Source organism: Proteiniphilum sp. LBM24028 (assembly GCF_056629195.1).
On the sequence record NZ_CM152817.1, the window covers coordinates 334,575 to 348,511 of the forward strand.

Genomic DNA, 13,937 nt, shown 5'->3' on the forward strand with positions numbered 1-13,937 from the left:
TTATTTTATTATTGTTTGTTATCCAGTGCTTTATATAGTTCTTCCTGAATGCGCTCCCGGATCTTCAGCGTGGATAACCGGTTGGGAGAACGGGAGGGGTTGACCCGGTTCGACAGGAAAATGTAGATCATGTTGTTCGTGGGGTCTATCCAGAAACAGGTTCCCGTGTATCCGGTATGGCCGTAAACCTCAACAGGTGTCCCCGGGCTGACAGGACTGGCATCACTGTTGGCGGGATCGGGCTTGTCGAATCCCAGACCACGGCGGCTCACACTACTCTTTGCAGTGGTGAAGAGTTTCACCGTTTCCTCACTCAGGTATCGCTCTCCACCGTAGACTCCGCCGTTGAGCCACATCTGGAATAGTTTTGCCAGATCAGCGGCGTTGGAAAACAGTCCCGCATTGCCGGAGATACCACCAAAAAGAGCTGCACCTTCGTCGTGTACATATCCCCTGAGGTGTTGCCTGCGAAAAAAGGGATCATCCTCGGTGGACGGGATCCGGTCGGCAGGGAGGTACTTCAACGGCTGAAAGGTGGTCGTTGTGGCACCCAGCTTACGATAAAACGTGCCCTTGACATAACTGTCGAGATCCTGTTTTGTAATCTGTTCCACTGCTTCCTTCAGCAACATGAAGTTGAGACAGCTGTAGGTATATCTCCCCTTCGTTTTCAGCGGCGATGTAATGATATCCCTCAGCAGGACGTCGTGCATCTTGTCGCTGGCATAGATCCCTTCCGCCACCGGCAGATAAAATCGCTCTGAAGGTTTCGGGGAGATGAGGTCGGGTAGGAAGCGGTAATCGGTACGGGCCCAGGCGCCGGCATAACGGACATGGTACGTCGCGGAACGGGCACCGAACAGACGTCCTTTATAACTGTTGGGGTCGATGGCACTGGTATAGTAGGGGATAAAAGAGGTGATACCCGACTCGTGCAGAAGGAGTGAGCGGAGCGGTATCTTCGCCTTGTCGCTTCCCTTTGTTTCAGGTACAAACTTGTCGATGGGGTCTAGCAGTGCCAGCTTCTTTTCATCATAGAGTCTCATCACGGCAGGCAGCGTGGCCGATGCTTTTGTTACAGAGGCCAGGTCGTAGACCGTTTCGCCGGTCACCTGCGGACTTTCCCCGTAATCGAAACGGCCGAACTCCTTCTCGTAAATAACCATGCCGTCTTTTACTACCAGTATCTGGCAACCCGGGTATGCCTTTTGACGAATTCCCTCAATTGCAATATGCTCAATTCCGGCGAACCGTTCCGACGGAATACCCATCTCTTCGGGCATGGAATAACCCAGCCTTGTTTTTTGTGTATCAATACCACTTCCTTCGGAAAAAGAGGCTGTGGTCACCGGCAGCCTGCCACGAAAGCCTATTCCGCCAAAGATACCCTGTGCGGCGCTCATCTGGGCAAAAGGCGTGTTGTCATAGGCAAGGACCACCGCATCGGCTGATTCCATGACCTTCCTGTACTGGTCCGCGGCATAAGGCATGGTAAAGAACACCAGAATGAAGGGGGTATTGCCGACCAGCTGATGCAAGGAGGCGGCATCGGCTGCCTGGCTGTCGTGAACGGAGATAATGAACAGATCCGGTTTTTTCAAATCTGTTTCTCTAAACAGTTCTGCAGCGGTTTTTGACTGAAACGCCTGCACGTCGCCCTGTTTTTTAAGATATTGCTGGAAGGTGTTGAAGGAGGAAGTGCCGAGCGCCACTGAGGTGATCCGTGTGGTGTCGAGCCCCTTCAGTGGCAGTCGCCCCTGCTGGTTCTTAAGTAATGTTACTGCGTGGTCGTAGATCTTGCGTTGCAACCACGTGGTCCGGGGTGTCTCCACGCGTCTGTGAACGGTGCTGCTGTTGATGGGAACGAAGCGATGAGCCCCGAGAATATATTTGTAGGAGAGTATTTTCAGTACCTTTTTTTTTAGAAGCGAATCGGGGATGGTACCGTTGGTTACTGCTTCTATGACCGACTCGAACGCCTTCTGCTGGTTTGCTACGCCCAGAATCACATCATTCCCTGCCAGCAGCGCCCGCACACTGGCATCGGACTGACCGGAGACTCCTTTCATCGACATGCCGTCGGTGAAGGTAAGGCCGGCAAATCCCATCTCCTTTTTCAGCAGATTCACGCCCACGTTGGGTGAGAGTGAGGCGGGCATCCCCCCGGTTTCCAGTTCGGGCACGTTCAGATGCCCTGACATGATGCCCGACAAACCGGCGTTTATATATTCCCGGAACGGGTAAAGCTCTACCTTCTCCAGCCGTTCGCGGCTGTGTTTGATGGTAGGGAGTTTTTTGTGGGAATCGTCGGAAGTGTCTCCATGTCCCGGGAAATGTTTTGCCACGGCCATGACGCCGTTGAGTTCCATTCCCCGGGCAAAGGCAATGCCCTGTCGTGCCACGTTCAGCGGGTTTTCACCGTAGGAGCGGGTGCCGATGACCGGATTGTCGGGGTTTGTATGTACGTCGATGGAGGGGGCGAAGTTCACATGGATACCCAGTTCCCGGCACTGACGGGCTACCTCCTTGCCGTAGAGGGTGAGCAGAGAGTCGTCGGTGATGGCACCGATGATGATGTTCCGGGGAAACCTGGGGGCATCGCTCAGACGCATCGACAGTCCCCACTCGCCATCAAGGGCTATCAGCAGCGGCACGTCGGATATACCCTGCGCGTAATTGGTGATAGTGGCCTGTTGTGCCATGGTTCCCTTCGAGAATAACAACCCGCCCACTTTCTGGTTTCTGATGTATCCCGATATTTTCGGTTTCCAGCTATTGCTGGGTTCAGCGATAGGCATAAAAAGCTGGCCCACCTTCTCCTCCCGGGTGAGGGTACTGTAGACCGAGTCTACCCATCTGGTCATCTCGCCCTGGTCGGCCTGCCGGTAAAGGTTGGGTATCACCTGTGCCGGAACTGGCAATGTGCAGATGAATAATATGCTGAACAGTAGTATTCTGGTCATTTTACTCTCTCCATTGTTACGTCCATCCTGCCTACATAGGCACCCCGGCCACTGGTTTGATAAATCATCACCGGCCTGTTGTTCCTGTTCATGCGTTCGGTGGGTTCCTGCAAGTAGGTATGGCTATGGCCTCCAATGATAAGGTCAATATTCCGGGATGATTCGGCCAGCCTTACATCGGCTCCGTAACCGAGGTGGGAAAGGCAGATAACCAGATCACATTTCTGTTCCACACGAAGCTTCTCTGCCAACTTGTTGGCAGTCTCCTCAGGATCCAGAAACTTCATTCCATCGTAGTTGTCCGCAGCGATCAGCCCTTTTGGCTGGATGTTGATACCGATGACCCCGATGCGCAGTTTTCCCTTTTTCAGGATCACGAAGGGTTTTATCATACCGGAGAGCGGGGTGCCGGAAAAGTCGTAATTGCTTGATACGATTGGAAAATTGGCCAGACTGACTACCTTTTCAAGTGTCTCCAGACCGTAATCAAACTCATGATTACCCAACGTGGCCGCATCGTAACGCATCAGGTTCATCGTTTTTATCTCGACTTCTCCCTTGAATAAATTGAAGTAGGGGGTTCCCTGAAGGAAATCCCCTGCATCGAGCAGGAGTACCTGTTTGTTTTCTGCCCTCATCTGATCAATGTAGGATGCCCTGCGTACGACACCTCCCATGCCTGGAGCCGTCCTGTCAGTGGGGGGAAGTGGTTCGATGCGGCTGTGGGTATCGTTTGTATGCAGAATTACCAGCCGCTCCCGGGCAACGAGTGCCGGACCGGAAAGTAAAAAGAAGCCCAGGAGCAGGCAGGAAAGATATCTTTTCATCTTAATGGGGAGGCTATTTGTTAATGACTATTCGCCGGTCGAGTGCGGAGACCACTTCCTTTCCCCGACGGGTTTGTTCTTTCACGTAATCAATCATAATATCCCGCAGTGTGATGCCTGTATCCTGACTTGAGATTGCGTTGCGGAAGGCAGCCATGTTGTCGTTTCCCTCGGCAAGGTAATCGAGGGTGACTATGTAATAAACTTTTTCGTCCTGCACGGGTTTGCCGTCGACCGTCACATTTTTCACTTTCCCCTCTTCCACCACCAGCTTCACATTCGAAGAGATGCCTGCACCTCCGATGCGGGCGTAGGCATCGAAGATGTTTTTCAGGTCGCTCCCTTTCAGAGCGAGGAAGGTAAGGGTGTTGTCGAACGAATAAATCTCATATAGGTTACCCACAGTGATCTTCCCTTTTGGCAGAGTGGCCCTGTGCCCATGTACGTTCATCACTCCCATATCGGCGCCCTGGGGTAGATGTTCGTCGCCATAGGCCTTCATTACATCCGATGTGAGGTTGGTCAGCAGGCTCTCGGGCCTTTTGTAATCCATAAACTGTGCCGAATAACCGATGGGCTCGTTCATCTCCTTGTCGAGCTTCCCCTTGTAGGATTGTACCAGCGCCTGCATCTTCTGGTGCGGACTGTGATCGAAGACAGAATCCATCTGCACGATGGTGCCTGACATTTCCGTCACATGATAGGACTGTTTGCAGGAAAGCAGGAGGATTGCCAGACAGATAACCGGGGCTATTTTTTTATGCATGCCGAATAGATAAATTGTCCTAAACCATTTATAGTGCCAAAAATAGATATTTTTGCCCTGAAAGCAAAAGCTCTTTTTATAAATAAACATTAAATAATATTTTACGCGGAAATTTCGGGAATAATTACTACCTTTGCATCCGCTTTGCGTAATCTCTGTCGGTCCCGTTCCGTCATATTGCGTTTAAACAGGGTTAATTATTAACATAAAGCTTATTACAAGATGGATTTAATTAAAATAGCAGAAGCAGCTTTCGCAAGGGAAAAGAAAGAGTTTCCTGCTTTTAAAAGTGGCGATACCATCACGGTTGCTTACCGCATTGCGGAAGGAAATAAAGAACGTATACAGCAGTATCGCGGGGTGGTGATCAAGATTGCCGGCCACGGAGACGCAAAGCGTTTTACCGTGCGCAAGATGTCTGACAACATTGGTGTGGAACGTATCTTCCCGATGAACTCACCATTCATCGAAGATATTACGCTCAACAGTGCAGGAAAAGTACGCAGAACAAAACTCTATTACCTGCGCAAACTGCGTGGAAAAGCTGCCCGTATTCGCAAAAAAGTATATTAAGAGTTACTGCAGACAAAATGAAATTGCTCCGGAATCTTTTCCGGAGTTTTTTGTATCCACATCTCTCATTGCTACATGTACATAGTGGGTTAGATCACCATTGTTGCCAAACCCGACCAATTTTTCACACCTCCCCATACTTCTTACTCCCTGTTATCCATCTCAATCTTTTTTGCCACCGACTCTTCTTTGCAGGAACACCGGATTTTCCTATTTTTGTGACTGTTATTCTTTTACTGAAAATAAACTTATGCTCCATAAAACCGAAGGGATCGTGCTGGGTACTTCGCCCTATAACGACATTTATAGCATCGTGCAGGTGTTCACACGCGACTTTGGCAGGGTCTCTTACCTGCTTCCCCGCTCACGAGGTAAGACAGCGAAAATAAAAACTTCACTTTTCTTTCCGCTATCGGTACTACACCTGGAGGTGGAACATTTGCCGCTGCGCGATCTGCACCGGTTGAAGGAGGTCGAACGACAGTTTCCGTTACACGATCTTTGTACGAACATGACCAAGATGTCACTGGCTTTTTTCCTTTCTGAGTTTTTATTGCGGATCTTCCGCGAGTCGGATCATAATGAACCCTCTTTCGATTTTGTGAAGAACTCGGTGGAGACGCTGGAGGCAGCCGAAAAGGGAGTGGCCAGCTTTCATCTGGCTTTCCTGTTCGGGCTGACCCGTTTCATGGGTATTTATCCGAACGTGGAGTGGCGGGAGAAAAACCGCTTTTTTGATCTTATGCAGGGTGAGTTTGTGATGAACATGCCGATACACGGGCATTATCTGAATAGTAGTGAAAGTGATTTTCTGGTGCTACTCCAACGCATGAACTATGGCAATATGCATCTCTTCCGTTTGTCGCGTAATAACCGGAATACAATACTGGACTACCTGCTTGAATATTATCGTTTGCATGTTTACGACTTTCCTCCGCTCAAGTCGGTCGAAATCCTGCGGATGTTGTCCTGAAAAAAAATCATGTCTTCTTCGATTTGGATCAGGGTAACAGGAAATCAGGCATATACCCTGAACAGGATAACCCTGCCGGATGATATCACGGTGAAGGCGCTGTTCAGCGACTCATTGAGTGTTCCCTGCCACCAGTTGGTGAGTATCCGGCCGGTGAGTGGGTATTTGAGATTGCGAGTGGTCACGGCAGTGCGGTCTATGGGAAAGAGAGAGACCTGTTGCCCCGGAAAACTGCTAAATTCAACTGAACCCCGCATGGGAGTAAAAATGCCGTAGTTGGTATACATTTCTACTGTTGCTTCCTCCATATAGTCGGCCAACAATGAGATATTTCCCAGCGTATGATCTTCCCGGTAGCCGGTACCTCCCACAATAACAATTTCCTTTCTCCCGTTTTTTACGCAGAAATGTACCGATTTGGTGAGGTCGTTGGTTTCCTGATCGGGATCGCGATGTAGTATATGTGCGTAAAGAAGACGGTTCTCCTCCGAGACGGAGTCGCAATCGCCCACAATGGCATCGGGCCTGCCGCCATGGGCGATAAAATCATTGGCGGCGCCGTCGGTGCAGACAATATATTCAGCCCTTTCGATCAGGGAGAGCGGCAGGGGGTGGCTGGGGAACCGTCCGTTGGCAATGATTACAGTAGATATCCTTGGCAATATATCCATTCATCTTTTATTTTGGCAGAGACAAAGGTACAAAAAGAAGCGGCATAAAAATGCCGCTCCCAACCTTATTTGTACCTCTGGTCCTATACCGTCAGCGATTCTTCCAATGCTATTGATTTCGGGAAAAGGATGTTGTTTTCCAGATGGATATGACGGTGGAGGTCTTCCTCGAATTCCTTCAGCAGGCCCAGTGTCACGCGGTAGGTATTACAGCCGTCGTCGGGCGTGGTATAGTCACCGGTGAGCTCGCTGATGGTACGGAAGCGTTCTCCTTCTGCATCGTGTTCGTGCTCCATCTGGGCAATCATTGCAGCTGCCGTGCCTGCTTTTGCCTGAGGAAGTTTCCCGCCCGACAGTGATATTCTTACCAGCTGCCTGATGTGTGGAAACAGCATCAGCTCCTCCTTTCTGAGATGTGCCGTAAGGTCGCCCGCCGACTCCAGAAACAGTTTTTCCACTGCCGCCAGTTCGGGATGATTCTCCCCGTGGACCCGCACGATCTTATTCAGGTAGGGTGTGATCTCCGGAATTTTGGTTTCGATATAACGATGGTGCGTCTTCTCGATGTAGTCGGCCAACAGGTCGAGCGGGAACGACTGGAAGTCGATCTCCCCGTCCTGCTTCCTGTTTATTGCCTCCCGCAGCTCATTGATGAGCTTTCCTTCGTCAAGCTTTTTGTCGCGGCTTGCATCGGCAATGGTTCTGTTTCCGTTACAGCAGAAATCGATACGGTATTGTTTGAAAATGGAGGCAGCTTTGTAGTTTTCCGCCACAATTTTTCCGATAATACTTTGATTGTTAATGTCCATAATAAATTAAAATTTAAAGGAGCCGTCGACGGACATAAACCGCGATGGCGGCTCCAAGGATGAGTTATTGCAAAGGGTTACGGTTTTTCCGTAGGTTTTTTCTTCTTTTTAATGGTAAGCTGATACACGAACCAGAACAGGGTAAGGGTACCTATGGCGAAGATGGTGTCACCAATAACACGCAACCACTTGAAGAAATCTACAAGCGGCTGTTGCATGAACTCGGCCGAGCGGGCATACCACATTCCCTCTTTCACACTGGCCACGGTCTGCATCAGGCCTACCGGCAGGAGGCTTAATACCACCATCAGCAGCAAGCCAATATTGAGTGTCCAGAAGGTGAAGGAGATAAGCCTGTTGTTCCATCTCTGTTTCCGGTACATGCTGCGTAGCACAAACAGGATAAGTCCGATGCCGAGCATGCCATATACCCCGAACAGGGCCGCATGCCCATGTACTGGCGTCGTGTTCAGTCCCTGCATATAAAAGAGTGCGATGGGCGGGTTGATAATAAATCCGAAGATGCCGGCTCCCAGGAAGTTCCAGAAAGATACGGATAGCAGGAAGTAGATGGGCCACTTGTAATCCTCTAACCATTCGGTGGATTTACTCATACGATAGTTGTGATAGGCCTCAAATCCGATCAGCACCAGAGGTACCACTTCCAGTGCACTGAAAGTAGCTCCCAAAGCCATTACAGCGGTAGGCGTTCCGGTGAAATAGAGATGGTGGAAGGTACCCAGGATACCTCCAGTGAGGAAGATGACGGTAGCAAAGAGCACGTTGTTGGTGGCCGAGCGGATACCTAGCAATCCCATACGGGTAAAAAGGAAGGCGGCTACCACAGTGGCGAAGACTTCGAAGAATCCTTCCACCCAGAGATGTACCACCCACCAGCGCCAGTATTCGGCGACAGCCAGGTTGCTCGTTCGCCCCCACATCAGTCCTGCTGCATAGAACAGTGCAATGGCGGCACAGGAGATCAGAAAGAGGATCAGTAATCCTTTCTCTGAAGTTCCTTTTTTGATGATCGGCAGGATGGGCCGGATCATCAGCGAGAGCCACAAAAACAGGCCCACTACCAGTAGCCATTGCCAGAAGCGGCCCAGGTCTACGTATTCGTATCCCTGATGACCGAACCAGAAGTTGTTGACCAGGTTTAGTCTCTGCATCACACCAAACCATTGTCCTATCAATGAGCCGCCTACGACTATGATGAGTGCGATAAACAGTATGTTCACGCCCAGCTTCTGGTATTTTGGGTCCCTGCCGCTGAGCGATGGTGCAATATAGAGACCGGTAGCCAGCCAGGCGGTGGCTATCCAGAAGATGGCCAGCTGCACATGCCATGTACGTGTGATGGAGTAGGGGATGATGCCCGTGATGTCAATGCCATAAAAGCCACCTCCCTCCACACCGTAGTGCGCCGTGATGACGCCCAGCAACACCTGAGCCAGGATTAACAGGTTCACCACCCAGAAGTATTTTTTCACGGCCCACATGGAAGGAGTGACAACCTGGTTCATCAGCGGATCGTCCAGTGGCCGCAGAATCTCCTCTGCGCGGGTGCGGGCATGTACAAATATCATGATGCCGATACCGAACAACAGCATGATGATGCTGAAGCCGGTCCACAAGATCAGGTCGCTTGTCGGCACGTTGCCGATCTGCTCATCCGGTGGCCAGTTGTGGGTGTAGGTGATATCCTGTCCCGGGCGGTTGGTTACACAGGCCCAGGAAGCCCAGAAGAAGAACTGTACCATCTTGTCCATGCGCTCCTCCGTTTTGATGGTGTTCTTTGCGATAGCATAAGCATTGCGAAGTTCATCGAGCGTAGGATCGTTCATGAACAGGCCGGTGTAATGCGCCTTGTTGTCAAGGAAAGCTTCATATCGCTCTCTGCTGATCACCAGCCTGCCCGACGACGCGTTGTACGTGTTCTCGCGCAGGAATGTCTGCAGCCTGCTTTCCAGTGTTGCCTTCTGCTCCCGTGTCAACTGGTCGAAGGCTGTTCCGTGTGTTTCCTGCGACCACTTGTTCAACAGAAACTGTGCTTCGCGATGAAGATAGTCGGCCGTCCAGTCGGGCGCCACATAGGCACCATGTCCCCAGACCGTACCTATCTCCTGTCCGCCGATGCTCTGCCAGATGTTCTGCCCGTCCTTGATATCTCCCCCGGTAAACAGCACGGTACCTGTGTCATCCACGACCTCTGCGGGTACGGGTGGGGCCTGCTGATAGATTTGATTACCGTAATAAAGCAGTACGGCAAAAGATAAAACAATCACTGCTGTCAGTGCAATCCATAACTTCTTCTGTGACATACCAGTTTTTTGTTAAAGGTGAATAATTGTCGTTCCATATTTCCAGAGTAATTATCGAACTAACAAGGAATCTTCGTTTTTTAATCCCATAGCCAGTTCATAAACCGTTGTATGATGTAGTACCTCGGACATTCCCTTTCGGAAGGGTTCCACCGAATGGTGCATGGGACAGGGATGCTCCCCGTCACAGATTCCCAGTCCCAGTACACAGCCTTCGAAAAACTCATCACCCTCTATTGCTCGCACAATGTCGGCAATGGTGATGTTGTGGAGCTGCTCCTGCCTGATTTCGAATCCCCCGTGCGGGCCCGTGTAGGAGTCGATAATTCCATTTCTGGATAAAGCCCCCAGTATTTTTCCCGTAAATGCCCCGGGCGAACCGGTCTGCTCCGCGATGTCGCTCATTCTGGAGCGAACGTGACGGAGTGATTGCCGGGCAATATAAAGCACCGCCTTGATGCCATATTCACAGGTTTTCGAAAACATGTCGTCTGGTCTCCTTTCTTATTCATGCAGGGGGGGACGAGTCAGTGAAATTATCACATTATTTTCCAGATTTACCCCACCCGCAAATATTTGTTGAATGACAAAGATATTGAATAATTTTAATTTCAGATAAAAATGTCTTTAATTTTTTATCACAATCTTTCTTTTTGTCTTCGAGGTAGTTGAAAAAAGTACTTCCTGCCATTCAGCGCAAGATCTTAATAAAATTTAAATATCGATCCTTTTCAAACAATCGCTTTCAACAAATGTTCTTATGTAGAATCATTCTATTTATATTAACATTCACGAAAGATTTAAGATTAAGAGAGCTATTATGGCGAGAAAAAAAACAGAAAAGAATAAGTCGGATATTCCCAAGGAAAAATTGTTGGCAATGCATCGGGCGATGCTTGATATTCGCAATTTCGACAATAAAGTTAACCGGCTGGTAAAAAAAGGAGTAGTACCCGGAATGACCCATTTTTCCATAGGTGAAGAGGCGGCAAATGTGGGTGCCATTGCGGCCATTGAAAGAGGGTCGGACCTGATCACCTCCAATCACCGCGGTCACGGACAGAGTATTGCGTTGGGGATTGACCTCAATGCGATGATGGCCGAGATTATGGGTAAGGCCACCGGAACCTGCAAGGGGAAAGGAGGATCCATGCATATTGCGGACCTCGACGGAGGCAACCTCGGTGCGAACGGCATTGTGGGAGGCGGCATGGGCATGGCCATTGGCGCTGCGCTTACCCAGAAAATAAAAAAAACAGGCAAGATTGTTATTTGTTTTTTTGGAGATGGTGCTGTCAATGAGGGCACGTTTCATGAGACCCTGAATTTGGCATCGGTCTGGAAACTGCCGGTCATTTTTTACTCAATCAACAACATGTACGGTATTAGTACACCCATCAGCAGTGTGATCAACATTGATTACAACTACCAGCGTGCTTCGGCGTACGGTGTCCCTGGACATTTTATTGAAGACGGAAATGATCTGATGGCTGTTTATCAAAAGTTTGCAGAGATCGTGCAATATGTCCGCGAAGGAAATGGCCCCGTACTGGTAGAATCGATCACGTACCGCTGGCTTGGGCACTCTACCTCGGATCCGGGAAAATACCGTACCAAAGAAGAAGTGGATGAGTGGAAGAAAAAGGACCCCATTGCACGCTTCAAAGATTATATACTCGAAAACAAACTTGCAACGGAAGAGGAAGTTAAGTCGCAGGAGACCGCATCTGAAGAAGCGGTAGAGGAATCGGTAAAGTTCGCGTTGAGCAGTCCCGAGCCCACGTTGGAGTCGGCTTTTGAAGATATATACGCACCCTGATTGCCTCTTCGGTATACCGTTAATAAAAATGGGGCTTCAGGGAACCCCGCTAAAAAAACAACAGTACAGAAAACAGATAAATGGAAAAAGAGACAAAATTGATGTCCGTGCGTGATGCGATCATCCTGGCAATGTCGGAAGAGATGCGGCGCGATGAGAATGTATTCCTGATGGGAGAAGATGTGGGTATCTTCGGCGGCGATTTCGGTACCTCGGTGGGAATGCTTGAAGAGTTTGGCAAGGAACGGGTAAGAGACACTCCCATATCGGAAAATGCAATCTCCGGCGCTGCCATTGGTGCAGCCATGACCGGTATGCGCCCCATTGTGGATGTTACGTTCATGGACTTTATCGTTTACATGATGGACAATATTGTAAACCAGGCTGCGAAAACAAGATATATGTTCGGCGGCAAAGGGCAGATACCGGTGGTGTTCCGTGCTGCCGCAGGGGGCGGCGTGGGATCGGCAGCACAGCACTCTCAATCGCTCGAAGCATGGTTTACCCATATCCCCGGCCTCAAGGTAATTGCCCCGGGTACTCCCGCCGACGTGAAGGGACTGTTAAAGGCGGCCATCAGAGATAATAATCCGGTGATATTCCTGGAATACAAGGCACAATACAACATGAAGGGAGAGGTGCCTCTTGACACCGAGTTCATCCTGCCCATCGGCAAGGCCGAAATAAAGAAAGAGGGGAAAGATGTGACGGTGGTCACTTACGGCCGCATGCTTGAACGTGTGATGAAAGCGGCCGAAGAGGTGAAGGAAGCCGAAGGCGTGGAGGTGGAGGTAGTAGACCTGCGCACCCTGTCTCCACTCGACAAGGATACCGTGATTGAGTCGGTGAAGAAGACAGGCAAGGTGTTACTGGTGAATGATGCCCACAAGACGAGTGGTTTCATTGGTGAGGTGGCAGCCACGATTGCCGAGAGTGATGCTTTCGACTACCTTGACGGACGTATCCTGCGACTGGCCGGCGAAGATGTACCCATTCCCTATAACCAGACATTGGAGACGGCCATGATCCCGAGCGTGGATCGCATCAAGAAGTACATCCTCAGGCTGGTCAATAACCGATAAAAAAGGAATGATGGAAAACAGGAAATTGAGGGCTACGCCGGCAGCGAGAAGCCTGGCCAAACGGTTGGGAGTGGATCTCTTTCACGTGACCGGCACAGGATATAAGGGACGCATCCATAGAGATGACATCGCCGGCTTCAACTACGAGGAGAAAACGCATATTTCCCCGCTGGCACAACGTATTGCCGACATCCACAATATCGACCTGAAAGGAGTAAAGGGTACCGGTTACGGAAATAAGATAATGAAGGACGATGTGCTTCAGCTGATAGATGACCAGGAGATAAAATCCCGTTTTATGCTCGATGATTACGGCTATCAGATGGCGTCACCATCTCCGCAGGTTACCAAGGCTGCTCCTGGCAAGCAGGCTGTAACTCCCGTGAAGGCGGAGACGGTCAGGGAGCCGGCTGCTGAAGGTGATTCAGAGACGGTACCTATGACGCAGATGCGTAAGATTATTGCAAAACGCATGTCGGAGAGTTTCTTTGGTGCCCCCACCTTTATACAGACCTGGGAGATCGATATGACCGAAATGCTTGCATTACGCAAACGGCTGATTGAACCCATCATGGAGAAGACCGGAAAGAAGGTAACGGTGACCGATCTGATTTCGATGGCTGTAATCAAGACGTTGCCTAAGCATAAATATATCAATTCGAGTCTGAACAAGGATGCTACCGAAATCACCTTTCACAACTATGTGAACCTGGGTATGGCGGTGGGTCTGGATGAAGGTTTGCTGGTGCCGGTAGTGAAGGGTGCCGACAAGATGTCGCTGAGCGAATTCGTTGTGGCAATGAAGGACCTTACCGAGCGGACCTTCTCGAAGAAGCTGCTGCCCGACGAACAGGCGGGAAGCACCTTTACCATAAGCAATCTGGGAATGTATGGTGTGGATGAGTTCACAGCCATCATCAATCAGCCCAACTCTGCCATTCTGAGTGTATCATCCACACAGCAGAGGGCGGTACCGCGGGATGGTGAAATTGTGATCCGCCCCATCATGAAGGTAAGCCTCACAGCCGATCACCGGGTGATTGACGGGCTCACGGGAGCAAAATTCATGACCGATTTGAAAGCGGCCATGGAGAATCCGTTGACGCTGTTCATCTAATGTGCCAATAAAA

General features: G+C 50.1%; 12 protein-coding genes. 5 read left to right on the forward strand and 7 right to left on the reverse strand.

Annotation, left to right across the window (positions count from 1 at the left end):
* Positions 1 to 8: 8 nt before the first annotated feature.
* Genes AC1HCU_RS01305 through AC1HCU_RS01315 form a run of 3 tightly spaced genes read right to left on the reverse strand, consistent with a single transcriptional unit; the run spans position 9 to position 4,556 of the window.
* Positions 9 to 2,963: a serine hydrolase domain-containing protein gene (locus AC1HCU_RS01305; RefSeq protein ID WP_480368100.1), complete on the reverse strand. Its 2,955-nt coding sequence runs from the start codon at positions 2,961 to 2,963 to the stop codon at positions 9 to 11.
* A complete protein-coding gene (locus tag AC1HCU_RS01310; RefSeq protein ID WP_480368102.1) occupies positions 2,960 to 3,790 on the reverse strand; it encodes a bifunctional metallophosphatase/5'-nucleotidase in 831 nt (276 codons plus the stop codon). The genes AC1HCU_RS01305 and AC1HCU_RS01310 overlap by 4 nt, the downstream gene beginning before the upstream one ends.
* A gap of 13 nt (positions 3,791 to 3,803) precedes the next feature.
* A complete protein-coding gene (locus tag AC1HCU_RS01315; protein ID WP_480368105.1) occupies positions 3,804 to 4,556 on the reverse strand; it encodes a 5'-nucleotidase C-terminal domain-containing protein in 753 nt (250 codons plus the stop codon).
* Between the two features lie 222 nt (positions 4,557 to 4,778).
* Here AC1HCU_RS01315 and rplS point away from each other — a divergent pair, with 222 nt between their 5' ends.
* Together rplS and recO are read left to right on the forward strand one after the other, a co-directional pair.
* Positions 4,779 to 5,129: a 50S ribosomal protein L19 gene (rplS, locus tag AC1HCU_RS01320; protein ID WP_480368107.1), complete on the forward strand. Its 351-nt coding sequence runs from the start codon at positions 4,779 to 4,781 to the stop codon at positions 5,127 to 5,129.
* A gap of 250 nt (positions 5,130 to 5,379) precedes the next feature.
* On the forward strand, positions 5,380 to 6,102 hold the full coding sequence (gene recO / locus AC1HCU_RS01325; protein ID WP_480368110.1) for a DNA repair protein RecO: 723 nt from the start codon (positions 5,380 to 5,382) through the stop codon (positions 6,100 to 6,102).
* Positions 6,103 to 6,146: 44 nt separating this feature from the next.
* Here the strand turns inward: recO and AC1HCU_RS01330 are convergent, their stop codons facing one another.
* The 4 genes from AC1HCU_RS01330 to AC1HCU_RS01345 all read right to left on the reverse strand — a co-directional run bounded on the left by AC1HCU_RS01330 (position 6,147) and on the right by AC1HCU_RS01345 (position 10,392).
* The gene (locus AC1HCU_RS01330) at positions 6,147 to 6,773 is read right to left on the reverse strand and encodes a thiamine diphosphokinase (protein WP_480368113.1); all 627 of its coding nucleotides are present in this window, start codon (positions 6,771 to 6,773) and stop codon (positions 6,147 to 6,149) included.
* An 83-nt stretch (positions 6,774 to 6,856) separates the two neighbouring features.
* A complete protein-coding gene (gene ric, locus AC1HCU_RS01335) occupies positions 6,857 to 7,582 on the reverse strand; it encodes an iron-sulfur cluster repair di-iron protein (protein WP_480368115.1) in 726 nt (241 codons plus the stop codon).
* A 77-nt stretch (positions 7,583 to 7,659) separates the two neighbouring features.
* Positions 7,660 to 9,906 carry a nitric-oxide reductase large subunit gene (locus AC1HCU_RS01340; RefSeq protein ID WP_480368118.1) on the reverse strand — a complete coding sequence of 749 codons (2,247 nt, stop codon included), beginning with the start codon at positions 9,904 to 9,906 and terminating at the stop codon, positions 7,660 to 7,662.
* Between the two features lie 51 nt (positions 9,907 to 9,957).
* Positions 9,958 to 10,392: an Rrf2 family transcriptional regulator gene (locus AC1HCU_RS01345; RefSeq protein ID WP_321721982.1), complete on the reverse strand. Its 435-nt coding sequence runs from the start codon at positions 10,390 to 10,392 to the stop codon at positions 9,958 to 9,960.
* A 334-nt stretch (positions 10,393 to 10,726) separates the two neighbouring features.
* On the opposite strand from AC1HCU_RS01345, the gene AC1HCU_RS01350 reads away from it, so the two are divergent.
* The 3 genes from AC1HCU_RS01350 to AC1HCU_RS01360 all read left to right on the forward strand — a co-directional run bounded on the left by AC1HCU_RS01350 (position 10,727) and on the right by AC1HCU_RS01360 (position 13,924).
* Positions 10,727 to 11,725, forward strand: a complete 999-nt coding sequence (locus AC1HCU_RS01350) for a thiamine pyrophosphate-dependent dehydrogenase E1 component subunit alpha (RefSeq protein WP_480368120.1) — start codon at positions 10,727 to 10,729, stop codon at positions 11,723 to 11,725.
* A gap of 80 nt (positions 11,726 to 11,805) precedes the next feature.
* Positions 11,806 to 12,807: an alpha-ketoacid dehydrogenase subunit beta gene (locus AC1HCU_RS01355; protein WP_480368123.1), complete on the forward strand. Its 1,002-nt coding sequence runs from the start codon at positions 11,806 to 11,808 to the stop codon at positions 12,805 to 12,807.
* Between the two features lie 7 nt (positions 12,808 to 12,814).
* Positions 12,815 to 13,924 carry a dihydrolipoamide acetyltransferase gene (locus tag AC1HCU_RS01360; protein ID WP_480368125.1) on the forward strand — a complete coding sequence of 370 codons (1,110 nt, stop codon included), beginning with the start codon at positions 12,815 to 12,817 and terminating at the stop codon, positions 13,922 to 13,924.
* Positions 13,925 to 13,937 lie beyond the last annotated feature (13 nt).